31 protein-coding genes are annotated in these 22,968 nt (G+C 70.9%); 26 read left to right on the forward strand and 5 right to left on the reverse strand.

The annotated features are described in order from the left end of the window. The first annotated feature begins 114 nt into the window (after positions 1-114). The 12 genes from ACFWWR_RS38095 (at position 115) to ACFWWR_RS38150 (ending at position 6,417) form a co-directional block, all read left to right on the forward strand. Positions 115-609 (forward strand): hypothetical protein, encoded by a 495-nt coding sequence (locus tag ACFWWR_RS38095; protein WP_384169092.1) that lies wholly within the window; start codon positions 115-117, stop codon positions 607-609. Further along, positions 593-1,054, forward strand: a complete 462-nt coding sequence (locus tag ACFWWR_RS38100) for an RRQRL motif-containing zinc-binding protein (RefSeq protein WP_384169095.1) — start codon at positions 593-595, stop codon at positions 1,052-1,054. Before ACFWWR_RS38095 ends, ACFWWR_RS38100 begins: the two co-directional genes overlap by 17 nt. Positions 1,055-1,167: 113 nt before the next feature. Further along, positions 1,168-1,761 carry a hypothetical protein gene (locus ACFWWR_RS38105; RefSeq protein WP_384169098.1) on the forward strand — a complete coding sequence of 198 codons (594 nt, stop codon included), beginning with the start codon at positions 1,168-1,170 and terminating at the stop codon, positions 1,759-1,761. Between the two features lie 93 nt (positions 1,762-1,854). Then, positions 1,855-2,319 carry a Pycsar system effector family protein gene (locus tag ACFWWR_RS38110; protein WP_384169101.1) on the forward strand — a complete coding sequence of 155 codons (465 nt, stop codon included), beginning with the start codon at positions 1,855-1,857 and terminating at the stop codon, positions 2,317-2,319. Further along, positions 2,316-2,447, forward strand: coding sequence for a hypothetical protein (locus ACFWWR_RS38115; RefSeq protein WP_384169105.1), 132 nt, complete (start codon positions 2,316-2,318; stop codon positions 2,445-2,447). Before ACFWWR_RS38110 ends, ACFWWR_RS38115 begins: the two co-directional genes overlap by 4 nt. Before the next feature lie 3 nt (positions 2,448-2,450). Beyond that, a complete protein-coding gene (locus ACFWWR_RS38120) occupies positions 2,451-3,026 on the forward strand; it encodes a hypothetical protein (RefSeq protein ID WP_384169108.1) in 576 nt (191 codons plus the stop codon). A 109-nt stretch (positions 3,027-3,135) separates the two neighbouring features. Then, entirely contained in the window at positions 3,136-3,519 is a 384-nt protein-coding gene (locus ACFWWR_RS38125; protein ID WP_384169110.1) for a hypothetical protein, read from the forward strand. A 96-nt stretch (positions 3,520-3,615) separates the two neighbouring features. Further along, on the forward strand, positions 3,616-4,302 hold the full coding sequence (locus tag ACFWWR_RS38130) for a hypothetical protein (protein WP_384169113.1): 687 nt from the start codon (positions 3,616-3,618) through the stop codon (positions 4,300-4,302). A gap of 95 nt (positions 4,303-4,397) precedes the next feature. Then, positions 4,398-4,964 carry a hypothetical protein gene (locus tag ACFWWR_RS38135; protein ID WP_384169116.1) on the forward strand — a complete coding sequence of 189 codons (567 nt, stop codon included), beginning with the start codon at positions 4,398-4,400 and terminating at the stop codon, positions 4,962-4,964. A 49-nt stretch (positions 4,965-5,013) separates the two neighbouring features. Next, complete coding sequence (locus tag ACFWWR_RS38140; protein WP_384169119.1) at positions 5,014-5,355, forward strand: ParB N-terminal domain-containing protein; 342 nt, start codon at positions 5,014-5,016, stop codon at positions 5,353-5,355. A 42-nt stretch (positions 5,356-5,397) separates the two neighbouring features. Further along, positions 5,398-5,967: a hypothetical protein gene (locus ACFWWR_RS38145; RefSeq protein ID WP_384169122.1), complete on the forward strand. Its 570-nt coding sequence runs from the start codon at positions 5,398-5,400 to the stop codon at positions 5,965-5,967. 36 nt (positions 5,968-6,003) lie between these two features. Next, a complete protein-coding gene (locus ACFWWR_RS38150; RefSeq protein ID WP_384169125.1) occupies positions 6,004-6,417 on the forward strand; it encodes an NUDIX domain-containing protein in 414 nt (137 codons plus the stop codon). A 242-nt stretch (positions 6,418-6,659) separates the two neighbouring features. Here the strand turns inward: ACFWWR_RS38150 and ACFWWR_RS38155 are convergent, their stop codons facing one another. Beyond that, positions 6,660-7,202 (reverse strand): hypothetical protein, encoded by a 543-nt coding sequence (locus ACFWWR_RS38155; RefSeq protein ID WP_384169128.1) that lies wholly within the window; start codon positions 7,200-7,202, stop codon positions 6,660-6,662. Between the two features lie 76 nt (positions 7,203-7,278). Here ACFWWR_RS38155 and ACFWWR_RS38160 point away from each other — a divergent pair, with 76 nt between their 5' ends. The 12 genes from ACFWWR_RS38160 (at position 7,279) to ACFWWR_RS38215 (ending at position 13,832) form a co-directional block, all read left to right on the forward strand. Then, positions 7,279-7,515, forward strand: a complete 237-nt coding sequence (locus ACFWWR_RS38160; RefSeq protein ID WP_384169131.1) for a hypothetical protein — start codon at positions 7,279-7,281, stop codon at positions 7,513-7,515. Between the two features lie 89 nt (positions 7,516-7,604). Next, a complete protein-coding gene (locus ACFWWR_RS38165) occupies positions 7,605-8,291 on the forward strand; it encodes a GGDEF domain-containing protein (RefSeq protein ID WP_384169134.1) in 687 nt (228 codons plus the stop codon). Further along, positions 8,288-8,734 carry a hypothetical protein gene (locus ACFWWR_RS38170; protein WP_384169137.1) on the forward strand — a complete coding sequence of 149 codons (447 nt, stop codon included), beginning with the start codon at positions 8,288-8,290 and terminating at the stop codon, positions 8,732-8,734. The genes ACFWWR_RS38165 and ACFWWR_RS38170 overlap by 4 nt, the downstream gene beginning before the upstream one ends. Beyond that, positions 8,731-9,288 carry a WhiB family transcriptional regulator gene (locus ACFWWR_RS38175; RefSeq protein ID WP_384169140.1) on the forward strand — a complete coding sequence of 186 codons (558 nt, stop codon included), beginning with the start codon at positions 8,731-8,733 and terminating at the stop codon, positions 9,286-9,288. The genes ACFWWR_RS38170 and ACFWWR_RS38175 overlap by 4 nt, the downstream gene beginning before the upstream one ends. A gap of 2 nt (positions 9,289-9,290) precedes the next feature. Further along, positions 9,291-10,130, forward strand: a complete 840-nt coding sequence (locus tag ACFWWR_RS38180; RefSeq protein ID WP_384169143.1) for a histone-like nucleoid-structuring protein Lsr2 — start codon at positions 9,291-9,293, stop codon at positions 10,128-10,130. Between the two features lie 3 nt (positions 10,131-10,133). Continuing rightward, entirely contained in the window at positions 10,134-10,625 is a 492-nt protein-coding gene (locus ACFWWR_RS38185) for a hypothetical protein (RefSeq protein ID WP_384169146.1), read from the forward strand. Between the two features lie 10 nt (positions 10,626-10,635). Continuing rightward, complete coding sequence (locus ACFWWR_RS38190) at positions 10,636-11,097, forward strand: hypothetical protein (RefSeq protein ID WP_384169149.1); 462 nt, start codon at positions 10,636-10,638, stop codon at positions 11,095-11,097. After that, positions 11,097-11,273, forward strand: a complete 177-nt coding sequence (locus tag ACFWWR_RS38195; protein WP_384169152.1) for a hypothetical protein — start codon at positions 11,097-11,099, stop codon at positions 11,271-11,273. Before ACFWWR_RS38190 ends, ACFWWR_RS38195 begins: the two co-directional genes overlap by 1 nt. Beyond that, the gene (locus tag ACFWWR_RS38200; RefSeq protein WP_384169155.1) at positions 11,270-11,644 is read left to right on the forward strand and encodes a hypothetical protein; all 375 of its coding nucleotides are present in this window, start codon (positions 11,270-11,272) and stop codon (positions 11,642-11,644) included. Before ACFWWR_RS38195 ends, ACFWWR_RS38200 begins: the two co-directional genes overlap by 4 nt. Before the next feature lie 4 nt (positions 11,645-11,648). Beyond that, the gene (locus tag ACFWWR_RS38205; protein ID WP_384169158.1) at positions 11,649-12,119 is read left to right on the forward strand and encodes a hypothetical protein; all 471 of its coding nucleotides are present in this window, start codon (positions 11,649-11,651) and stop codon (positions 12,117-12,119) included. Positions 12,120-12,252: 133 nt separating this feature from the next. Next, positions 12,253-12,891 (forward strand): plasmid partition protein, encoded by a 639-nt coding sequence (locus tag ACFWWR_RS38210; protein ID WP_384169161.1) that lies wholly within the window; start codon positions 12,253-12,255, stop codon positions 12,889-12,891. Next, positions 12,888-13,832: a hypothetical protein gene (locus ACFWWR_RS38215; protein ID WP_384169163.1), complete on the forward strand. Its 945-nt coding sequence runs from the start codon at positions 12,888-12,890 to the stop codon at positions 13,830-13,832. The genes ACFWWR_RS38210 and ACFWWR_RS38215 overlap by 4 nt, the downstream gene beginning before the upstream one ends. Before the next feature lie 103 nt (positions 13,833-13,935). On the opposite strand, the gene ACFWWR_RS38220 is transcribed toward ACFWWR_RS38215, so the two are convergent. Beyond that, positions 13,936-14,157: a hypothetical protein gene (locus ACFWWR_RS38220; RefSeq protein ID WP_384169165.1), complete on the reverse strand. Its 222-nt coding sequence runs from the start codon at positions 14,155-14,157 to the stop codon at positions 13,936-13,938. A gap of 29 nt (positions 14,158-14,186) precedes the next feature. After that, on the reverse strand, positions 14,187-14,528 hold the full coding sequence (locus ACFWWR_RS38225; RefSeq protein ID WP_384169168.1) for a hypothetical protein: 342 nt from the start codon (positions 14,526-14,528) through the stop codon (positions 14,187-14,189). Between the two features lie 286 nt (positions 14,529-14,814). Here ACFWWR_RS38225 and mobF point away from each other — a divergent pair, with 286 nt between their 5' ends. After that, entirely contained in the window at positions 14,815-16,782 is a 1,968-nt protein-coding gene (mobF, locus tag ACFWWR_RS38230; protein ID WP_384169170.1) for a MobF family relaxase, read from the forward strand. 410 nt (positions 16,783-17,192) lie between these two features. Here the strand turns inward: mobF and ACFWWR_RS38235 are convergent, their stop codons facing one another. After that, positions 17,193-17,627 carry a hypothetical protein gene (locus tag ACFWWR_RS38235; RefSeq protein WP_384169173.1) on the reverse strand — a complete coding sequence of 145 codons (435 nt, stop codon included), beginning with the start codon at positions 17,625-17,627 and terminating at the stop codon, positions 17,193-17,195. An 817-nt stretch (positions 17,628-18,444) separates the two neighbouring features. On the opposite strand from ACFWWR_RS38235, the gene ACFWWR_RS38240 reads away from it, so the two are divergent. Further along, complete coding sequence (locus ACFWWR_RS38240; RefSeq protein ID WP_384169176.1) at positions 18,445-19,806, forward strand: replication-relaxation family protein; 1,362 nt, start codon at positions 18,445-18,447, stop codon at positions 19,804-19,806. 151 nt (positions 19,807-19,957) lie between these two features. Here ACFWWR_RS38240 and ACFWWR_RS38245 read toward each other — a convergent pair whose 3' ends face one another. Further along, positions 19,958-22,474 (reverse strand): Helicase associated domain protein, encoded by a 2,517-nt coding sequence (locus tag ACFWWR_RS38245; RefSeq protein WP_384169178.1) that lies wholly within the window; start codon positions 22,472-22,474, stop codon positions 19,958-19,960. Positions 22,475-22,968: the final 494 nt, after the last annotated feature.

The following is a 22,968-nucleotide window of genomic DNA, read 5'->3' on the forward strand; positions in this document are numbered from 1 at the left end:
TCCGGGGATGAAGAAAGCACCCCCGGAGGCCGGTGAAGAGGCCGAAGCCTCCACGGGCGAATCTCACGCCAAATGACACCGCCCGAGCTCCCCAAGCAGAGGAGAGACCCCATCATGCCGTCTTACGGCGAGCAGCCCCAGCCCACCTACTACCCGACGCCGCTGCCGCCCCAGTACGGGCAGGCGCCCGCCCCCGCGTACGGCCAGCACGTCGTCCCGCTCCCCCAGAACACGGTCGTCTACCCGCCGACCGTCGGCATCGACGGCGTCGTCGTGGTGCCCGGACCCAACGGCCAGCACGTCGCCTACTACACCGCGCCGCCCGCCCCGGCCCCGCAGCCCTACGTCTCCCCGCTCCTGGTGAAGGCCGCGCTGGTCGCGTTCATCGTGGGTGTCGGCGGCGTCGGCATCTACTTCCTGGCCGCCGCGCTGATGGAACTCGTCAAGGCGCTCGTGCTCCTGGGCGTCGTCGTCGTGGGCGGCTTCGTCCTCATCAAGATGCTCGCCACCGGCCCCGGTCCCGGCCGGTCGATCAACGTCAACGCCCGCGGCCGCGCCAAGGTCCAGGTCCACACCGGCCGCGGACACAACCGTGGCCGTCGCCGTTGAACCTGCGTCCCCGCCGGCCGTCCGGGACGTCGACGTCTACGCCACCGAGTCCGGCACGCTCCCCGTCTACCGATGGAGGCAGGCACCGAAAGGGCTCGTCACCCGGCGGCAGCTCAGGGAGCGACGCTTACGGCCCGGCGGCCAGGACCCGGTCGCCGTCATCGAATGCCGGGGCGGCAAGCGCAAGGCGTGGCTGTACGAGATCGACAAGGCCAAGCCGATACGGCCCATGACCCTTGCCAAGGAGTACGCCCTCGACAAGGCGATGGCCGCCCGGCAGACCTGCCCCGAGTGCGGCCGCCGTTACTTCCACTGCCTACGTCTCCGCACGATCGGCAGCTGCGAGGAGTGCTACGACGGCACGCCAGCCTCCCCCGGCTCCTACATCGCCCCACCCACCGCCTCGCCCGAGCACGACCGCGAGGGCGGTCTGGCGGCTGCCTGATCCACCCGCCCCGGCCGATGCCGGGCCGGGTGGTGACGGGGAGCCAGCCAGCCCGGCCACCAACCTTCCGCACACCGCCCGTGTCTGTCGACCACCACGAAGGAGACCTCCCGGTGCCTGAACCCACCGAGCCCCGCGAGCCCGAGCCGACCATCCCGCCGCTGGACACCATCGACGACAGTCAGCGCGTCCCGCCGCCCCGGAGGCCGGCCCCGCCCCGGCCGCGCCCGATCAAGGCCGCCGACGACATCCCGCCCGGCGCCATCGCCGCCTTCGGGGTCGTCGGCATGGTCGTCCTTCTGCTCGTCCTCAAGTGGGGCATCCCCAAGGGCATCGACTGGTACCACCATCAGGACTGGGCGTGGTTCACGCAGTGGACCGCCACCGTCGCCGACCCCGTCCACGCCTACCTGACCGTGCACACGGTCGGCCTGCCGCTGACGGCGACCAGTGCGTTCGTCATCTGGCAGGGCGTCGGCATCGCCTCGCTGGTCCTGTCCTGGCTCACCGGCGCTGTCGGTGCCCGGCTGACCTGGATGGCACACGGGGCCTGCTCGGTCCTCATGGTGTGGGACGCCTCGCCCGCCGCCGGTCGCCCCGTCGCCGCGGCCCTCGCGGTCCTGGCCTGGACGATCGGCAGCCTCTTCGCCCTGCGCGGCCTGTCCCTTCGCCCGCTGCTTCACATCCACAACCACCCGGCTCGCTGACCGGACTGGCGGCTGCCTGATCTACCCGGCCCGCGCTCTGCGGGCCGGGTGGTGACGGGGAGTCGGACAGCCCGGCCCGGATGGGAGTCGCACGTGACCACCGCCCCTGTCTTCACCACCGACAAGAACCTGGACGCCGCCTGCGCCTCGGTCACCCACGAGATCGGACGTACGGACAGCAAGGCGTCGCTGTTGCTCGCCTTCGACGGCGCGGTCCTCGCCGGTCTGGCCAGCGTCGCCGACAAGGACCTGCCGCTGTTCACGAAGGCCACCGGCGGCCTGGCCGTACTCGCCCTGGCCGTCGCCGCCGTCTTACTCCTCCTGGTCGTCAGACCCAACCTGGGCGGTGGCCACATCGTCCGCGAGGGCCTCCCGTGCTGGGCGCAGATGGAGGAGAGCGAACTCCGGGAGGTGATGGGCGAGGACACCCGCCCCGCCCGCGTCAAGGCGCTGTCGCTCCTGGCGGTCGGCAAGTTCCAGCGCCTGGCCCTCGCGGTCGACGTCATCCTCGCCGCGCTCGCCCTGCTGACCCTCGCCGCGACCGGGGTGCTGGTGTGAGCACCGCCGCCAGCTTCTTCATCACCTACGCCAGCATCGCCGGCGCGCTCGCTGCCCCGTTCGTGATCGCCGCCGCCCGCCGCACCGTCGCCCGCATCCACGCCCAGGCCGACCAGAAGGAGCAGTAACCCATGGCACCCACCCTCTTCTCCCGCACCCGCAACGCCACCGAGCCGGAGTACACCCCCGAGCCGTGGCCGGAGATCGGCGAGACCTGGAAGCCCGAGGGCGTGATCGTCTCCCAGCGCTTCCTCGGACTGGCCGGTGCCGTCGTCCTCGTCTACACCGCCGACGCCGGGGTCAACGGCACCTACTACGCGGTCGCCTGCCTGGGCTGCTCGTTCCGCACCCGCTCCAAGACGGACCGTGACAACTACATCGCCTCCGAGCAGGCGGGCGGGGAGATCGCCAACGCCCACGCCGCCCAGTGCCGGGCGCTGCCCCGCGACCTGCCGACCCGCCCCGACGACGACGCCGCCCGCGAGATCGTGCGACGGCGGCTGAACTCGGAGCGCCGCTCGGACCACGACGAAACGGTCTACCTCACCAGCTTCCACCTGGACCGCCTCGCCCTCCAGCGCTCCACCGAGTGGATCGAGGAGGAACTGCAGCGCCTCGCGGACGAGCAGCCGGAGTTCCTGACCGCCAAGCCGCGCACCTACGGAACCGGCACCGAGTTCACCATCCTCCGCTTCCCCAAGAGCTGACCGGACGCTCTCCGTACCGGCCCCGCCCGTCGCACGTCGGCGGCCGGGGCCGGGCGGTGTCCGCCCGGTCAGCCGAGACCGGACGACCGGCCCTCCCCCGGAGGTCACCGTGTCCCTCGCCCGCCGCTCCCTCATGGAAGTCGCCGCCGCCCGCTTCGGATGGCGCCGCGCCTACGGCGACACCACACAGGTCGACGCGCTGCTCACCGAGCAGACCGAGACCGCGTACACCCAGGCCGCCGACCACGCGCAGCTGGCGACCGCCAAGAACACCGACGTCCTCGCCGTGCAGCCCGGTGTCCTGGACGTTCGCGGCCGCGTCCTCGCCAACGTCCTTTACCTCGAGGGCGTCCTGATCGGCGCCCGCAACCGCGGCCTGCCCCCGGAGCTCATCGAGCGCCTGGAGGACGCCGTTGACCACGGCCACGAGCTGACCGTGCTGCTCGCGGACACCGTCCGCACCACCGCCGCCGCCCACGCGGCCGGCCACTGAGCGCCCGGGGCGGCCGCAGGCATCGAACCCGGCCGCCCCGGAGCAACGCCCCCTCCCCTCCCAGAGCGCACTGACAGAAGAAGGAGCCCCATCATCATGACCGCAACCCTGCGCCAGACGGCCAACACCGTCGCCAGCTCGATGATCGAAGGCGCCAGCATGGCGTCCGCGCTGATCGGCGGCGCGGCCGGCGCCTACCTCGGCTACCAGCTCGTCCCCGCCGACTGGTCCGACGGGGCCCGCATCGCGTTCGCCGGGGCGGTCGCCGTCGTCGGTGCCGTCGCCATCGACGGGCTCGCCGAACTCGTCCTCGCCCCGATGCGCCGGCTGATGTACAAGAACCGCAGCACGGCGAGCGCGAGCAGCGGCCGCGGATCGGCCCCGGCCCCGGCCAACACCCTGGACCAGGGCCTCGCACAGGTCGCCACGGCGACCGAGGACGACGCCGCCAACCGCGCCGCCAGCGCCTCGATCCGTATCGACCACGGCGACAACTTCCTGCGGGACGTGGACCGGTGGCGCGGCTACGAGGACGGCGAGGCCAGCTTCTACCTCGCCCCCAGCGTCTGGCTCCACCACCGCAGCGAGAAGGACAAGTACGGCTACGGCGAGCCGCTCTTCACGCTGCTGACCGGCGACGGCGATGAGCCGGTGGTCATCACCGGCCTGGAGCAGATCCGCCACCAGCTCGCCGCCCGCGCCGCCGGCCTTCCCGCCGCCCCGGTCACGGCCGACGACAACGAGGTCCTGGACGACGACCTCACCGGCGTCCACGCGGTCTGACGGACTGCCCGTTCCGCCCCGGCCCTTCCCGGCCGGGGCGGTGCGGTGGCCAATCAGCCCACCCCTTGATCCCCACCGAGAGGACCGCATCGACCATGCCCGCGACCAAGAACAGGCCCTCACAGCTCAGCGTGCTGCGCTACGGCGCGTTCGTCTCCCGCACCGCCGAACAGCGCGTCACCTCCTACGCGCCGACCGTCCGCAACCTGGTCCACGACCACTTCGGCCGCCGCCCGCTGGGCGCGGTCACGATCATCCTGACCAAGCCGCGCCTGCTGCTCTCCCTCGCCAACGAGGCGCAGGGCGAGGCCGCCGGCGTCCCCGAGAACGTGTGGAAGACCGGCGTCCAGCAGGCCATCATCGGCAAGCCCCACGACTTCCGCGTCGCCACCGTGATCGCCCCCAAGGGCGCGATGTGGATGCTGCTCAGCGCCCCGAAGATGCGCGACCCCAAGCAGCTCAAGCTGAGCCTGCTGCGCGGCTTCGTCGAGGTCGACCAGCTCATCCGCTCCGGCGCCCGCGAGAACCGCATCGCCTGGGTCCGCCACGAGATGAACGTGGCGCCGCTCAGCAAGCGGCAGCAGAACAAGCTCAAGGCACAGATCCTCGCCGACGGAGCCGAAGCCGAACGCATCACCACGGACCTCGCCCGCCGCCTGTGACCAGCACGCCGACCCCCGCACCGGCCACCTACGCCGGAAGGAGCCCGGCATGAAGTACCGCGGGCGCATGCGGGCGTCGCTGCTCAACGACCGGCAGATCATGCCCACCGACTTCCGGCGGTGGGCCGACTGCCGCCGCCAGTTCGCCCAGGGCAAGGACCGCAAGAAGGTCGACGAGCTCAAGGCGTCCATCGAGGAGGACGGCCTCGAGGAGCCGATCCTCCTGTGCATCAACGAGCGGTGGCGCGACATCTACGTGTCCGACGGACACCACCGTGCCATCGCCGTCCTCGAGCTGGAGCTGCCCCGCTTCCCCTTCCACTGGCACTGGATCCGGTATGGCGTCCACATCGAGCACGAGCCCTTCCCCTACGAGCTGCTGGAGCGCTGACGCAGCTCGGTCCCCTTCACCCACCACCGCACGGAGGACCTGGTGCCCCGCACCCTCACCCAGCTCCCGGCCGAACGTCTCACGGCCCTCGTCACCGGCATCCTCGGCACCGACTGGACGCCGCCCACCGACCCCGAGTGGCCCGTGGTCTTCACCAACGAGGCCGTCGACCGGCAGCTCACCGTCTACCCGGACCGGCTCAACCACCGACTCGTGTTCATCGCGGCGTCGACCGACGACCCCGACGACTTCGCCCGCCAGCGCTTCGCGAAGTACACCCCCGACCTGACCGGCCACGACACCATCGACGGCTGGCTCGCCGACGGCGACCTGGACGCCGTCGCCGACGCCCTGGCCCTCATCCTGGAGCGGCTGGTCGAACTCCCCCTTCCCGAGCGGGCCGCGCACGCCAACCCGCTGCAGACCGAGCGCGAGCGTCTGGCCAAGCACGCCCAGGAGCTCGCCGCGCACGCCTCCCACTTCGCCGCCGGCCTCATCTGGTCCCAGCCCGTCGCCGACGACGCCCAGCGGCTTGTCACCCTCGCCCAGGGCCTCGCGCACATCGCCACCCGCGTGGACGAGCTGCGCGGCTACAAGAACCCCCGCCGCTGACCCGACCACCCCGCCATTCGAGACCAGGAGCACCTGATGATCACCGACACCACCGACGAGACGATTCGCTACACCGCCGACGTCGTCCTGCTCGCCGCTGGCCACGTCCTGCTGATCGAGCGGGGCTGGGACCCGTTCAAGGGCCGGTGGGCTCTGCCCGGCGGCCACGTGGACATGGGGGAGACCAGCCTGGACGCCTCCGTGCGCGAGCTGGAGGAGGAGACCGGCATCACCGTCCCGGCCATCGACCTCCGGCAGGTGGGCGCCTACGACGCCCCCGGCCGTGACCCGCGCGGCCGGTACGTCAGCGTTGCCTACACGGCCACCCTGTCCTCGCTGGTCCAGCCGACGGCGGGGGACGACGCCACCGCCGCCCGCTGGTGGCGCCTGGACGCGCTCCCGGACCTCGCGTTCGACCACGCCGAGATCCTTGCGGGCGCCACCAGCTGACCCGTCCCGCGCAGACGCGGCGTTTCTCCGTGCCGCCCCGGCCTTCCCGGCCGGGGCGGTCGCGGTGTTCCGCCACGACCAGCGATGAAAGGGAGATGGGCCGTCATGCGGCTTCGCTACTTCGAGGTTGACGTCCCGATACACCACACCACCAACCGCCAGCTGCACGGTGTTGTGACTGAGCGCTTCAACTGGCCACTCTGGCGCTCAGTGCCGAGCGCACCTGTACCACTGCGTCGGAATCACGGGTTCATCTGTCGGTCGATGAGCCATCGCGCCTGAGCTACATCACCACTGCTCACGGTCAGGCTGCCTCTGGCAGCCGTGTAGAAGCGATCCCGGCCTTCGTCAGCGCGCCGTACGGCAACGACCCAGTCGAAGTCATCGTCGGCGATGCCGCGTGCCGCCCGTTCTAGCTGCAGCACCGCCCAGCGCCACTCACGTGCTGCGGCCACTGTGTCAGCGTCCCCGAGCAGAAGCACCCCCTCCCACGCCTTGGTCCGCTGGATGTCCGCTTGGGCAATCAGCTCAAGGCCAGTGGTCCGATCAATCGGATGTGCCCGCGATGAGGGTCGTGACGAGGCCGTCAGGCGATGCGCGAGTAAGTGGACCTCCTTGAGTGCGCGACCGAACTCGGAGTATGCATCCAAACGTCGCTCATCCCACCGCACCGACAAGGCCCGTTCCCACTGCGCTCTGTCGTTGAGACGTGCCGTGAGCAATGTCCCGAGGACACCGACGATGACACCTATGAGTGCAGGCAGCTGGTTCAGAAAGGCAGTCACCCTCAGAGCGTGCCCATCCCAGCGCCCGGCCAAGTGGCAGGCTCAGAGTGGCCAACTGGAGCGCTCAGTCACAGGTGTGCATGTCTTCACCGGCGAGGCGTCGTCCAAGAGCGAGGCCCTGCGCATCGCGCACGAGGTGTACGACGCGGCGCTCGCCGCGCACACGGCCGGACTGGAGATCCCCGGCAAGCAGGCCGGGGGCTGGGGAGCGCGGGGGCTTCGGCCCGACTGGGCGCTCGACTGGCAGGCCGCGAAGGCCGGCCCCTGGAACAACCCCTACAGCTGGCTCAGCTCCAAGCACCTCGAGCTGTAGGTCCGCCCCGGGACAGGCGACACAGGCGTGGAAACCAACCGCCTGCCCCGGGCCACCCATCCCGTACAAGACGAGAGGGAGTCACCAGTATGACCTCCATCGCACGCGTACAGGCCCGTCCCGGGCAACGCGCGCTCCTCATCACCACCCTCGCGGTCCCGCTCACCGGCTGGACCGTCCACGCGGTGACCCTGCACCGCCAACTCGCCAGTGCCCAGCGCGACAAGCTCACCGGCGCCCTGCGCCGCGAGTCCTTCGAGCCCCGGATGCAGCGGTTCATCAACCGCCACCGCGACCAGGCCATGGTCCTCGTCTGCGACGTCGACCACTTCAAGCAGTTCAACGACCAGTACGGCCACGCTGTGGGAGACCGCGTCCTGGCAGAAACGGCCGCCCGGATCAGCCAGTGGGCGGGCAGCCGCGGCATCGTCGGACGGCTCGGAGGAGACGGCGGTGACGAGTTCATCGTCGCCACCCAGGCCCCCGCCGACCGGCGCACGCTCCTCCTCCAGCAGCTCATGCAGGCACTGAGCGCACCCATCACCACCGACGACGGCCGCCTGGTCGACGTCGCGGTCTCCGTCGGCGCGGCGACGCCCGACGCGATCGGCACCCGCGACCGGTCGACGCTGATGCGGGCTGCGGACGACGCGATGTTCAAGGGGAAGCACGGAGGCGTCGCCATCCAGGCCGGGCCCGAGCACGCTCTCGCCGAGAGTGTCAACGGACGCCGCGCCGGCCGCATCGGCACCCACGCGGTGGCGAGGGCTGCATGAGCCAGACCCGCGTCGACTGGATCCGGGGCATCACGGTCCGCCAGCCCTGGGCGACCTGCCTCCTCACCGGCGACAAGACGATCGAAAACCGGCCCTCCCCGGGCTGGCCGCTGGGTCTGTATCTCCTGCACGCCGGACTGGCCGTGGAGCGGGCCGCGCTGCGCCTGCCGCTGGTCGCCACCACGATCCGCGGCCGCCAGCTGGAGCGGGGCGCGGTCATCGGCATCGCCCGCCTCGCCGACGTCCACCCGGACGACGGGCGCTGCACCCCGTGGGCCGAACCCGGCAGCCCGTTCCACCTGGTCTTCACCGACGTCCAGGAGCTCGCCCTCCCGATCCCCATCCCGGCGGGCGCGCTCGGACCGTGGAAGCCCAGCGAGGACCTCGTGGACCAGGTCCGCCTCCAGCTCCCCGACCTGCACGCCCCGGAGGGAACCTCATGAACGGCAACCGAACCGGCGTCCCCAACGCGCCGGCCATCATCGCGGCCGACGACCGCATCCCCTTCCCCCACACCGAGCAGACCCTGCGCTGCCGTACGAACCCCGCCCTGTTCGAGATCGAGGACATCCACACCGGCGACGACCGCAACGCCCGGGAGAAGGCGCTCGTCAAGGCCAAACACGCCTGCTCCGGGTGCCCGATCGTCACCGGCTGCCTGAAGTGGTCGCTCGCCAACCCCAGCCTGACGAAGACCGGGGTGTGGGCGGCGACCACCGCCCGTGACCGCAAGCAGCTGCGCAAGCAGCTCACCGCGCGGCTCGGTGACGACTGGGTCGGCGTGGTGGCCGAACAGGACCGCCGCCGACGTGAGCGGCAGCGCACGGCGCGCGTCGTGCCGCCGACCGTCCGCGAACAGGCCCTGGCCCGGCTGGAGCTGGAGCTCATCCCCACCCGGCCCGCCCCGTACAACCGCTGGAAGGAACCGATCACCCCCCAGCAGGCGGCGGCCAACTGGCGCGTGCTGGGGCTGGTCGCCAGCGGCAAGGCGGCGTAGCCGTGTTCACCGACTGGACCGAAGCCCTCGAGGCCGAAGGGCTGCCCCTCAACCCGAACCCGCAGCAGCAGCTCGCAGCCGCGGCCCGGGTCACCGCCCGCAGCTCCCGCGACAAGGACGACATGACGTTGCTCCTGGACGTCCTCGGGCTGCCCACCGACGAATCCACTCTCACCGCCCTGCTCCCCCTCCTCCCGGAAACCGGAGACGCACCCACCATGACGAACACCCCCGCCGCCCCGGCCCTGTCCGCGCACGAGGCCATGGCGATCTCGATGCACAACAACGGCGACAGCGAGCAGGCGATCTGCGAGGCCACCGGCCTGAGCGAGACCGAGCTCAGCGACCTCATCGCGGACCAGGTCCTCGGACTGCCCCGCGCGGCCGCCGACTCCCCGGCCATCGACGTCCCGGTCGTCCCGCTGGCCGTCTCCACCGAGGTCCAGGAGCTGCTCGCCTGGGCGGCCGCGCACCCGGCCGCCTCGGTCCGCAGCCGCGCCGCCCGCATCACCGCAGACCTGTCCGAGCTGTCCGAGCGCCGCGACAGTGAGGCCGCGCAGCGCGAGGCCGAAGAGAAGGTCGCCAAGGCCAAGGCCGAACTGGAGCGGGCGCAGGAGGAACTGCGCACCGTGAAGGCCGGCACCCGCACCACCACGGCCGCCACCGCGCCCACCCCGATCCGCACGGGCCTGGGCAGCGGCCGCACCCGGGAGGAGCTCGCCGCCATCAGGACGTGGGCGCGCGCCAACGGCCACCAGGTCGCCGACGCGGGTATCGTGCCCAAGCGGGTCCTTCAGGCGTACGACGCCGCCCACCAGGCTCCGGTCCGCAAGGCCGGCTGATCCATGGCCGCCGACGACGCGATAGCCCTGGACGGCTTCTTGGACGAAGAGACCGTTCCCGGCGACCTGCACGGATCGACGGCGCGGTTCCGCCTCACCGTCTCCCCGACGGACGAGCGCACGGACGAGATGATCCTGCCGTGCAGCGTCGCCGACTCGAAGCTCGCGCACGCGGTCATCCACGACCTGGAGCCCGGCGACAAGCTCCGCGTCACCGGCTACCTCCGGCTGCCCCGCACGCCGGACGAGCCGATGTGGCTGATCGTGACCACGCTCGCCGTGCTGGAGACCGCACCGCAGATGGCCGCCCCGGCCGCCATCGCCACGGCCGTCATCGAGCGGTACGGGCCGTACGTCTGCTGGTTCGACGCCGACACCACCGAGGTGGAGGTGTTCACCGAGGACGGCAGGTGGGTCGGCACCGCGCCCGAGCCGAACGACCTGGGCGAGCTGCTCGAAGCCTTCGAGCACCGCCAGGCCGCCGGCGGCGAGTAGCGGAGCCGCTGTGCCCATCCGTCCCGAGAACCTGCACCGGTACCCGCGCGACTGGAACGAGATCAGCGCGCGGATCCGGTTCGAGCGGGCAAACGGCCGCTGCGAGTGCACGGGCCACTGCGGCCTGGCGCACCCGGGCGGCCGCTGCCCGGCCGTCCACGAGCAGATCCACCCCGACACCGGCTCCGTGGTCGGCCTCACCACCGCCCACCTCAACCACACCCCCGAAGACGTGCGAGACGAGAACCTGCTCGCCGCCTGCCAGCTGTGCCACCTGCGCATCGACCACGGCCACCACCGGATCACCCGCTCGATCACCCTCGCCGCCCGCGCGGCCGCCGCCGGACAGCTCGGCATCCTCGCCGACGCCGACCTCGAACGCATCGAGCCGCCCACCCCGCCCCGGCCGTCCACGCCCCGCACAGCACGCCCCGCACTCCAGCTCTCCTTCACCGACCAGGAGGCATCCTGATGCCCGACCAGTCCACGCGCACCGTCCTCGAGCGCTTCCCCGCCGGCGGCCCCCGCGGCTCCTGGCCCGCAGACGAGTACGCCGCCCAGCAGCAGGCCAACGGACAGCCCGCCCGGGTCGTCATGGACCTGCGCTCCGACAGCTTCCTCGTCATCACCGACAGCCCCGCCGCGTGAGCGCCCGCTTCCGACGCTGCGGACACGGCACCGGCCCTCTCCACCCCGGCGACCACAAGGCCGTCGCAGAGTTCACCGCCATGCTCACCGCCAGACAGAAGCCGACCCCGTGGACCGGTCGCGGCGACGTCGCCGTACGGATCACCCCCGACGCCCACGCCCTGGAGCGCGGGCGTCCCACCGAAGGGCAGCAGCCCGACGCCGACCCCGTCGCCCTGGTCCTCATCCACCCCGACACCGAGACCGCCCTCACCGGCACGCTCCACTGCGCCAGATCCCGGATCCACGGCGCATGGATCGACCCGTACCGGCTCCTCACCCACGCCCTCGCCGGACAGACCATCAACCCCGACCTCACCTTGGAGGCATGACTCCGTGCAGCAGATCCGCCGCACCGCCGCCCTGGCCGCCACCGCCCTGACCGTCGTCCTCACGCTCACCGCGTGCGGCGCGTCAACACAGTCCCCGTCCCATCACGACAGCCGCATGAAGAAGGCCGCGGGCATCGGCTCCCTGTCCATCATCTGCAACAAGGACGTCTGGGAGACCACTCGCCCGGACGGGCTGAAGAAGGTCGCAGCCACCCCCGCCGACGGCTCGCGCGGACAGCGCGGCATGGTCAGCGTCACGCTCACCGGCGCCCAGCTCGTCACGTACCTCGATCAACTGGACCAGGACGCCCACCCCGGCTGGATGGGCCCCGACCTCCCCGACCAGCAGGCCATCTCCGGCCGGGTCTACGACGCACTCGCCCCCGCCATCGACAAGGCCACCACGGCGCGCTCCACCGCCGACCCCGCCCCCGAGATACTCATCGACGACACCCTCGCCACCAAGGCACCCTGACCACGAAGCGGCCCCCGCCCCCGGACTTCAATCCGGGAGCGGGGGCCGCTTTTTGCGTTTCTGGGAGTCACCTGAACAGGTAAATGCCAGTCGGGGGTGCTTGGGGAGGGCCCCGGGTCGGTACGCTCACGCCATGTTCTTCATCGCCAATGTCAGCCCTCGCAGTACGGGCAAGACCACGAATTCCGCGTGGCTGAGCCACGCCCTGCACGAGCGCGGACGTAAGGTGATCGGCTTCGACGCGGACGACTCGCGGCAGTTCAGCCGCTGGCAGGCAGCGGGCCCCTACCCGTTCGTCGTCCAGCAGGCCGCCACCCCCGCCTTCCACCTGAACGTGCCGCAGATGATCCCGGCCGGGTTCGAGGAAGGCGTCGGCATCGTGGACGTAGGACACCTCGAAGACCACAAGGCAGTCGGTACCTCTGTGCTGCGTCTCGCTGACCTCGCCGTCATCAACCTGCCGCCCTCGATGAACGACGTCGAACGTATGGAGGAGCTCCCGACCAAGGAGTTCATCAACGACGTCGCGCCGCTTCGGGTGGACAGCAAGTCGCCGGCCACTTGGGTCCTCCTATGCAAGGCACCGACCGGCGTCAACGAGATCAAGCAGGTGCGCGAGTACCTCGAGGAAGAGGGCTACAACGTGTTCACCACGGTGGTGCCTTCCGTGGTGAAGTACATGCGCACCCACGAAGGCAGCGAAATCCAGGCCAAGGGGTCGGTGTTCGACGAGCTGGTCACCGAGATGGAAGAGCGGAACCTGCTGCCGTGAGCAAGCCCAACCCCTTCAAGGACCGACAGGCGCGCAAGGCTGCGGGGGTAGTCGTCCCCGGCCAGCAGGGCGCCGATCCCGCCGCGCCTGCCAGCACAGGATCTGGCCCGGCCGCCATCCCCTTCGCGCAGGGGCGGCCGGAGAAGATGATGACGCTCGCCGACCTGCCCGAGCCCATCGAGACGCCGGACGCGACGGGCGACCTCAGCGAGGAAGAGGAGCAGATCCTCGCGCTCTGCATGCGCGGAGTCCAGCAGTTCGAGGATGCCTGGTGGGTTATGGGCAAGTCCATGGCCAACATCAACAACCGTCGCCTGTACCGCAAGACGCACGCCAATTTCGAGAGCTTCGCCCAAGACGTCTTCAAGAAGTCCCGCCCCATCGCCTACGAAGAGATGACCGCGTACGCGATCGGTGAGCTGCTGTCTGCACGTGCAGACAGAGTGTTCGAAGAGAATTCGAACGGAGTGTCTGCACGTGCAGACACTCCCAGCATCGGGAAGAAGGCGGCCGGTGCCCTCAACCCGATCACCAAGGACTACGGCGCAGAGACCTCGGTCGCTGTCCATGAAACGATCAAGGACGCCACCGGCAAGACCGTCACCGTCAAGGCGATCACCGGCATCGTTCAGCAGCTCCCCCGCAAGGAAGAGCGAGAGCTGACGCAGGACGAGCTGACGGCCCTGGTCCGGGAAGTCGCAGCCAACACGTCTCGGGCCGACCAGGAGAAGCCAAAGACTGAGGGGCAGCCCTCCGCCCTGGACACCCTCCGCAGCGCCGTAACGCAGCTGGAAGCCGCACACCGAGCCCTGGCCCCGGCCAACATCAAGAAGGCGCTCGAACAGAACGCGGACGAGACCGCCAAGGTCCTGGCATCAGCCAAGACCACCGCAGACAAGGCCGTCGCGAGGATCAACGCCGCTCTCCCCCGAGAGACGTGAGCTGGGCGATCAAGCGAGCAGAGGGCCGGTTTCCCAAGTCTGGGAAACCGGCCCTCTGCCGTATTGGTGCCGCAGGGCCGTCAGGAGTCGGGCGGCCGCTCGGTCACTCCTGGAACTCCTTGCTCTTCACGCCGTAGAACGTGGGCTTCGCGGGGCGGACCGTGGACTGTTCCAGAGTGTCGGCGAGCGGGGCGAACGTCTCGCTGCGCCGGACGACGTTGAGGAACTTGCCCAGCGCCTCCTTGTCCTCCCATAGCTCAGACACGGTGCTGAAGATCAACGACTTCAGCTGCTCCAACTCGGTCCCGGCCTCGTTCGCTGCCACGCTGTGTCCCCTCCTGGTCATCGGAACGATCAGCCAACCAACCGGCGACCCGGGCCCGCAAGATGGCCTTCGGCCAGGGGCCGGTCCAGGATGCTGTGGGTCCCGATCCGGTGCCACACGATGTGACGGGCCCCGGCGACCACCTCCCGGCCGTACGACCACGTCGCGCGCCCGTCCGGCGCCCAGGTGAGTTCGTAGACGCCCGGGGCGCAGCGGACGCCCTTGATCCGTAACCCGGGGCGGAACTGGCGGCCGGGACGCAGGTCGGGCACGAAGGCGTCCAGGACGACGCGGCGGAAGCGCCGGCGCTGGGCGGGGGTGAGGTGCTGGAGGTCGGCGGTGAAGCGGGGGAGGGTCTCGAAGGTGGGCACGGTGGTCTCCTCCGGGCAGCACGACGAAGCCCCCGGCGGGTGCTGGGGGCTGCTGTAGGCGGCGCTCGTTGGTGGTGCGCGTTCCTTGGTGCGCGGTGGTGCTTGTTGGGTGTCGTCCGGGTCGTGATGTGAGGGCTGCCGGAGAGCGATGACATTTGCGTCCGGCCCGGGGCCGCTTCCCGCGTGACGGGCACCTGAGAAGAAAGTTCGGCCGCTGCTCCCGCCTGGCGGGACGTACCGCTGATCGGCCTTTTCTTGCAGGTCAGAGCCGTGTGGCGTGGTCTCCATGACAGTGGAAATCAAGGTGATCCGAGCCGGTCAGATGTACCGCTACTACCTGCGCCAGACCGTTGTCGGCGACGGCCGCCGCCCACCGCGCACGCCGCTGCGCGAGGCCCAGGAGCAAGCCGGCGTCCCGGCAGGGCGATGGATGGGCCGCGGCCTGGCCGTGCTCGGTCTGACGCCGGGGCAGGAGGTCACCGAGGCGCAGCTGCGGAACCTGTTCGGTGAGCGGGGCCGGCACCCGTACGCGGACCAGATCGAGGCCGACCGGCTCGCCAAGGGCGACTCCCCGAAGAAGGCGTTCAAGGCCGGCGCCCTCGGACGCCGGGTGATGGTCACGGGTGTCGACTTCGTGTTCCGGCCGCAGCCGACGATCTACCTGTTGTGGGCGCTGGGGGATGAGGAGACCCGGCGGGTGATCGAGGCTGCGCACGAGCGGGCGATCGAGCGGGTGCTGGAGTGGATCGAGGACGAGGTGGCGGTGATCCGGTACGGGAAGGACGGCATCTACCGGGTGCGGCCGCCCGGCGGTCTGGTCGCCGCCCGCTTCCGCCACTACGAGGCGCGGTCGGGGATGCCACTGCTCCATGACCATCTGATGCTGTCGGTGAAGGGGCAGCGTCTGGACGGGAAGTGGGGGTCGATCCACACCCTGGCCCTGCACGAGAACACCGTGGCCGCCTCCGCGCTCTACAACGAGCTCGTGGCCGCGGAGGTCTGCGAGGTGCTGGGGCTGGCGACCGAGCCGCGCACCGTCACCCCGGGGCGCCGGCCTGTGATGGAGATTGCCGGGGTGCCGCATGAGCTGATCCGCTGGACCTCCCGGCGCAGCGACCAGATCGCTGCCTGCCTCGAGGACCTGGAGCACGAGTACGTCACCGCCGTCGACGACAACGGCGAGCTGAAGTTCCTGCCCGTGGTCTCCGAACGGGCCCGCGCCAAGCTGAACCAGATGGCCGCCCGCAAGACCCGCCCGCCCAAGCAGAAGACCCAGCCGCTCGCGCAGCTGCGCGCGTGGTGGAAGACGAGCGCGATCCTCACCTCCGGGGTGGCCGTCGACATCATCAACTCCCTCCTCGAGTACGCCCGTGCCGCGGCTGCCGTGATCCGGGCCCGGGTCGCCGCCGTGGTCGACGTCGCCCTGGCGGCCGTCGACGTCACCGCGACGGTGTTCGTGATGAACGAAGGTGGCCGCTTCCACCGCCGGCACCTGCTCGCCGAAGCCCGCCGCCACCTCGCCCTCGTCCTGCGCGGCCGCCGCCGCGACCCCGGCCTGGACGACCGGATCGTGGCCGCCGCCATCTCCACGTACTGCCTGGACATCAGCGAGCCGAAGACCGTGCGCGGCCTGGAGGCCGGCTACCGCCTCTACACCGCCCGGTGGGACCTGTCCGACCTCCCCGCCCGGCGCAGCCCACCAACCCCCGCACCCGGCCCGGACCGGCAACCCCCGGCCGATCCCGGCGAGCCTGCTGCGCCCCGGCCCCCGGGCCAGGACGCGGGGGAGTGGGAAATCCCCCGCATCCCGCTGCAGTACGACCGGGCCGTCCTCGCCGGTGCGGTGGTGCGGGAGCAGCTGCGCACCACCACCGCCACCGCTGTGCGGGGCCGGGCGTACGACGTCGTCGCGCACCAGCAGGCGGCGATGCCCGAGCAGCTGCTCGCGCCCGCGGCCGCAGACCCCGAGCACGACGACCAGGAGCCGGAGGCCGGACGCCGGGAGGCGATCGACCTGACGGCGCTGCGGTCCTTGAGGGAGTCCCGCACGGACGTGGAAGCTCTCGATCTCACTGCCGAACGGCTGCGCCACCTCCAGGACACGTTCGCCAAAGCGGCCGACGACTCCCGCGCCCGCGCGGACCGCTACGCCGAACAGGACGATGCCGACGCGCACCCGGTGCGCCAGGACGACCAGCGGGCGCACCGCCCGCAGGAGCCCGGACCGCACCGCGGCCGGGAGGCCGGCCACTGAGTGGACCCGATGCCGCGCACCCGATGCCGTGGTGCGCACCGGCGATGCTCGGCATCCACTCCACCGAGTGGAGTCCACCGGCAGGAGTGGAGGACACCGTGCGGGAGCGCGCGACATCCACGGGAACGATGCCGCGCATCCACTCGGTGCGCGCCCGTCGCGTTTCTCCTTGACCTCGGCTCAGGTCAAGGAGAAACGCGACGCCCTCAACCGGCCCGCTCCACCGCACCGACCCCACCCGATGCGCACCACTCCCGCGCCGCCGACCGCACCGGTGCGCACCGCCCACCGAGTGGATGCGCACCGGATGGACGGTGGAGCGCATCGTGGTGCGCACCGGATGGACTCGGTGCGCACCGGATGGGTGCGCACCACCGCACCGGTGCGCACCCACCCGCACGGTGGTGCGGTCACCGGTGCAGAGCCACCACGGTCTCCACCACCGCACGGGCCCGCTCCACCTGTTCATCGCGCAGCGCCTGCAGAGCCCGGACGACGTCCGTCGGTGCGTCGGCGAGGACCTGGCCGACGAAGTGCGCGATGGTGCGGGCGATCCCCGGCGCGGCAGCCGCGGGGGCGTGCGTGGCCCATTCCCTGATCGCCATCAGGTAGATGACGCCGACCTCGTCCAGGACGAAGGAGTCGGCGCAGGGATCGGTGTCGTCGGACAACGCGGTCACGGGGAAGACGATCAGTTCCGCGATGCCAGGCAGCAGTCCCGGCAATTGCTCCACCTCGGGCGCGAGCTGCGCGGCCTGGACGTCGTCTCCGGCCTCCACCGCCAGGACGTAGTCGAAGCCGAGCTGGACCAGGTGCGGGGGCAGCGAGGGAACGATGGGGGACACAGGCAGCTCCTGACGTACGGTCGCCGTGCCGATCACGGCGACGTCCCAGCAGGGTCAGCCCGCCAGCCTGTGGACAGAGGACGGAGAACTCTCCCCGTCTCCAAAGCGGTGCGAACTGGTGCCGCATGGGTTGAAACGGGCCCCTTGTCGAGTCTGGTCGGGCCGACCACGCACCCCTTGTCGAGTCATGGTCGGGCCGACCATGACCCCTTGTCCGATTCGGCGGGGGCCGCCAGGAGCGGGTGTTTCTCCTAGACCGACCTCGCTACCGGCCGCCAACAGGTCGAGGACAAGGGGTGGTTGTTCACGATGGCCGCCACGCGCCCGCAGGAGGGGCATGCAGCGGCCACCGAGCCATCGGGCGGCTCTCTCCCTCGCGCGGGCACGCCACCGGCCTCACAGGGCCGGTGGAGGACGCCAACGCACAAGGGAGAGACCGGATGATGACCGACCACAGGCGCCCGCCGTACCCTGACCGCACCGCCGAACGGCCAGCGCCGGGAGGGCTGGTCGGCCGGGCAAGCCGCTGCTGCCTCCTGCCGCCGGCGCTTGCGATCCCACTGCCGTACCCACTTCCGTGCCCGGCACGAGCGCTGACCGCATTTGCCCAGCCCACCATGGCTTTTCGGGGCGGCGGCGCGTCGTCACAACCCTCTTCTCTCCTCCTCTCACTGACCAAGCCCTGGGAAATAGGTGGGGGTGGGATGTCAGTGGTGGAGGCGATCATCGGGTTCAGGGCGCGCCTGGTGCCCTCTGCGGCCGGGCGGGGCCGGCGCCCGGCCGGTGGCCGGTCGCGACGAACGGGAGGGCGGGGCTGATGGCGAAGCGCAAGACGAACGAAGCGGGATCGTCCACCGGACTGCGCGCCGATGTGCTGCGCGCGCTCGGGGTGCTCAAGGCCGCGACGGCGGATCAGATCCAGCGGCTGTCCTCACCGCACCTGACATACCGGCACACCACGAAGAAGACGGCGGCTGCGCGGAAGGAGGCGCGCACCGCCTCCCATCGCGGCGCGCTCAACGACCTGCGCAGGCACGGACTGTCCGTCGACGGCGGCCGCACCCGAGGGGGAGAGGAGGTGCGCCTGCTCACCAAGGACGGGCTGGCTGCCGCCGGACTCGAGTTGGACCGGGGTCCGGAGGAGATGGGCGGCATGCCCAAGAGCGCGGGCCGCTCGGGTGCCTCGCACGCGATGACAGTCAACGAGACGGTGATCGCGATGATTCGCCCGAAGCCCGACCTGGACCTGGTGGCCGGTGAGCCGGCCGAAGCCGTCGCGGCCGCCCAGGCTGCCGTTGACGCGCCCGACGGGATCGGCACCATCACCTCCTACGCCACCGAGGTCGCCCTCCCGTCGACCGGCACGTGGAAGAACCCCGGCGTGGGAGGCGCGTGGGCCGACATCGTCCTCATCGCCCCAGAGGCCGGGCTGCCGCTGCTGTTCATCGAGGCCGACAACTGCACCGAGGAAGCCCCCATCATCGCGGCCAAGTTCGACAAGTACCTGCGCCACTTCCACCGCAAGGCGAAGGACACCGACGGCCACGAGAAACCGATGTGGCGCACCCGATGGTCCGCGCCCGATCTCCAGTGGGGCGACGCGACGCACCCGCCGGTCCTGCTCGTCTTCAACCAAGTCGGCAAGCGGTCCGCGCTGAAGCAGATGGAACGGGTCGCCGACCTCACCCGCGAACACTGGCAGGGCCAGTGGGCCGAAGGCGGCTTCCGCATCTACAACGGGAAGATGCCGATCGTGGCGACCACCCTGGAGCTGCTGCGCGAGCACGGCCCGGCCGGGCCCGCGTTCCAGCGCTTCGGCCGCGAGGGCTACCAGAACCTCTGGGACGCGATCGGCAACCCCCGCCGGGATGCCTTCCTCGCTCGCCGCGCCGAAGCCGGGCGGCGCCAAGTCGCGCAGGAAGCAGCCGAACGCGAGGCTCAGCGCCCGATCTGCGGGGACTGCGGGACCAAGTTCACCGACGACCGGTGGAAGGCCAGCACCACCGTCGACTGGGGCCGTGAGGACAGCCACCCGCACCTGTGCGACGACTGCAAGGCCCGGGCGCTCGAAGCGGAGCGGCAGGCCGAACAAGCCGAACGCGAGCGCCAGGAGCGCCAGGAGGCGGAAGCGGCGCAGGACTCGAAGGCCGGCGGCTGGCTCGGACGCTGGCGCAGCTGACCTGGGCAAGCCTGACGGCAGCGCGGGGGCTTGCCCAGGGCCGCCTAGGCAAGCCCCCGCTGTCGGTGGCGGCTGCGAGGCTGAAGGGCATGGACAGCGACGATGAGCAGCTGCTGCGCGAGGGCGGCGACTGCGGTGACGACGATGACCATCACGACCACCGCATCCCAATCGCGGACAGCTGCTCCATCCGCTCCGGCGTCAGCGTCGTGGCCCTGCTCCGCTGATTGCCGATCCAGGCACCCAGCTTGTGCTCTCGCTCCTCCTGGTCGTCGCCGACGATCCGCTCGACGTGCTTCCTCGGGACCTGAAGGTGGCCCTCGCGCTCGTAGAACTGCTTGGCGGCCTCGTAGTTCATCGCCCACTTGTCGGCCTGCGTACGGCGGGGGGGCGGCTTCTCGTCCTCGGTCGCGGGCTCGATCCCGAGGACCTGCTCACACATCCACTGCTGCACGGTCGTGAGCTGGTCCCACCCGAGCCTCACCGACGTCACCCACCGCCCCAGATCCTCGCCCTGGCGCAGGACTTCGCCTGCCGTGGTGGGCAGCGCCTCGCCCGCGTCCAGGTGGAGCCGGACCAGGTGAAAGCACCGCTGCCACGTGACCGGCCAGCTCGGGCACCAGGACGCGTCGATCTCCTCCAGCTGCTCGCGCCGCTCGTCCGACAGCGCTCCGGCCGACGACTCCACGGGCAGGCCCTCGGCACGCCGCCGTTCGTTCTCGGCAGCCTTCCGGGCGGCGGCCCGCGCGTTCTTCAACCAGATGCCCACCGCCGCCCCTTGGAAGGTGGCGTCCAGCGGGGCCAGGATGTGCCCGTGTTCGGCGGCCCATCCGCGCGCAGCGGCCAGGCCCTCCTCCCACGCGACGTCGAAGTGGGACCAGATCATGCCGAGCTTCTCCAGCTGGGCGACGCGGTCCTCGTCCATGTCGCCGCGGGAGTAGAACCGGCGCGCGTCGGCGGTCCACTGCCCCAGGGGGAATGAAGCAAGTGAGGCCGGCCACCCTGCCGCCTCCGCTTCCTCCCCGGCCGGGACGCGGAACGTGAAGGGCACCTTCAGGTCGCCGTGCTCGCGGGCGTAGATGACGGCGGCCTCAACCCCGCGCCGCCAGTGCTCGTGCTCCGGGTTGAGGACCCGCAGGTTGATGAAGGCCGCGAGGGCGGCCGGGTCGCGCGGCGTGGAGAACTTCAGCAGCGCCTTGGCCGGGGCACTGACGCCCCCGGAGCCCTCGCCGCTCCCGCCCGTGCTCTTCCCGCTGTCGTCCTTGCTGACGGGCTTGTAGCGGCTCGGTGCCTGCTGCTCCGCGAGGGTCTCCACGATCCGCGCGTCGTGCGCCCGCAGCGCCTCCAAGAGCTTGGCGAGCCCACCGAACGCCCGGGACGTGAGCATGTTGTCCGCCGTCTCGCCCGGCCCGAGCAGCACCGGCACCACGAGCGAGGCCATCTTGCCCTCGCCCGGCTGCATCCGCAGCGCCCGGCCCACCGCCTGGACCAGGTCCGGCATCGAGCCGCGCACATCCGCCCAGTACACGGAGTCACAGTTTTTGGTGTCGACCCCCTCGCCCAAAACTTTCACCGAGCACAGGAAGCACTTCTCCACCACGGTGCCGTCCGTGGCGATCCCGGCGGCGAACTCGCCCAGCAGACGCCGCCGGTGGAGCGGCTTGTGGTCCCCGCACAGCCAGTCCGCCCAGATCGTGGCCGGGTACAGCTCCGGGTCGCTGGCGTGCAGCTGCGCGGCGACGTCGGGAAGGCCGGCCGCGAACGCCTCAGCCTCCTTCACGACGTGGTGGAACACGAGCGTGCGGCGGAAGCCCTCCTCAGCGGACGCCTTCACCAGGGCGGTCTGCAGAGCTGCGAGCCGGGCCCCGCGCACCTCAGCCGAGCGGCCCTCCGCGCCCAGCAGCTGCGCGGCCTGGAGCGCGGTGTCGGTGACGTCCACGCATACAACCTGGTAGGGGGCACAGATTCCCCTGTCGATCGCCTCCGAGAGCGTCAAAGTGAACGCCCTGCTGCCGAAGGGGCCGTCCGGGTCGTCGTCCATGCTCGCGACCAGCTCGCCCGGGGCGCCGGCCTCGTCCTCGTCCCCGAGCTGCCACAGCCGCGGCGTGGCCGTCATGTACAGACGGCGCAGGGACGGGATCTTCTGGTTGTCGTGCACGACCGCCCACGGCTTCCCGATCCGGCCGGAAACCCGGTGCGCCTCGTCCACGACGATCAGGTCCCAACCCGAAAGGCCGGCGGCGTGTGCCCGCTCCAGCGTGCCCAGACCGAGGCTGGCGTACGTGGCGTACACGGTCACCTTGTCCAGGCCCCGCGTCCACTCCACCAGCTCCTCCACGTCCGTGGTGTTGGGGAAGGACACCTCCTCACCCCGCAGCGAGGACACCCCGATCATCGGCCCCCTGCGGCCCCCCTCACGCCACGCGGACTCGGTCTGGGCGAGCAGGTCCAGCGAGGGGACGAGCACCAGCACACGGCCCGCGTGGAGCTCCTCCGCGCTGCGGACCGCCACCCGGGTCTTCCCGGACCCGGTCGCCATGATCACCTGTGTCCGCAGACCCCGCTCCGGCACCAGCGATCTTGCAGGCAGTTCGAGGGCACGGAGTACCGCGTCAATGGCTTCTCGCTGAGCTGCCTCTCGCTGGTCAGCGCGGTCTGTGCTCGACATATTCGCCTGCCTTCTCCTGGGGTGCCGCCCGGTCGATTCGAGCGGCTGGAAACGGGAAACCTGCACGTAGATGAGCCGCAAGGGCTACGGTTGGACTAACGCAATCGGCTGGCTGCTCTCCCTCACCGGAGCACCGGCAAGGCCGTGGAATGGATCTCGATAACTCTCCGGAGCGGTCCGGGGTGGTGTGCTCTGAATCCAGAGTCTATCCCGCTCTCAAAAATGAAGCACACAGAATGCCGAGATCCCCTCTAACGTGGCTGAAAGCTGCTAGTCTTTCCTTATAGCAAGCCAATCCGGAGCCTTGACGGCCCCTCAGTCCACTCTCCCTGTTCGAGCGGCAGGCCCCCACATTCCGTCACTCTCCCGACTGCCCGTCACCACCCCTCCTCTTGCTGCTGCTTGTGGCGTGAGCCCCGTGGGTGGGCCGCGCGGAGCGTGGCACGCCTTGCCCGCACTGGGAGTTGACGGGTCGTCGTGAGTGGCTGGAGCGC

This window comes from Streptomyces sp. NPDC058678, from assembly GCF_042714835.1.
In the GTDB taxonomy this organism is placed as follows: domain Bacteria; phylum Actinomycetota; class Actinomycetes; order Streptomycetales; family Streptomycetaceae; genus Streptomyces.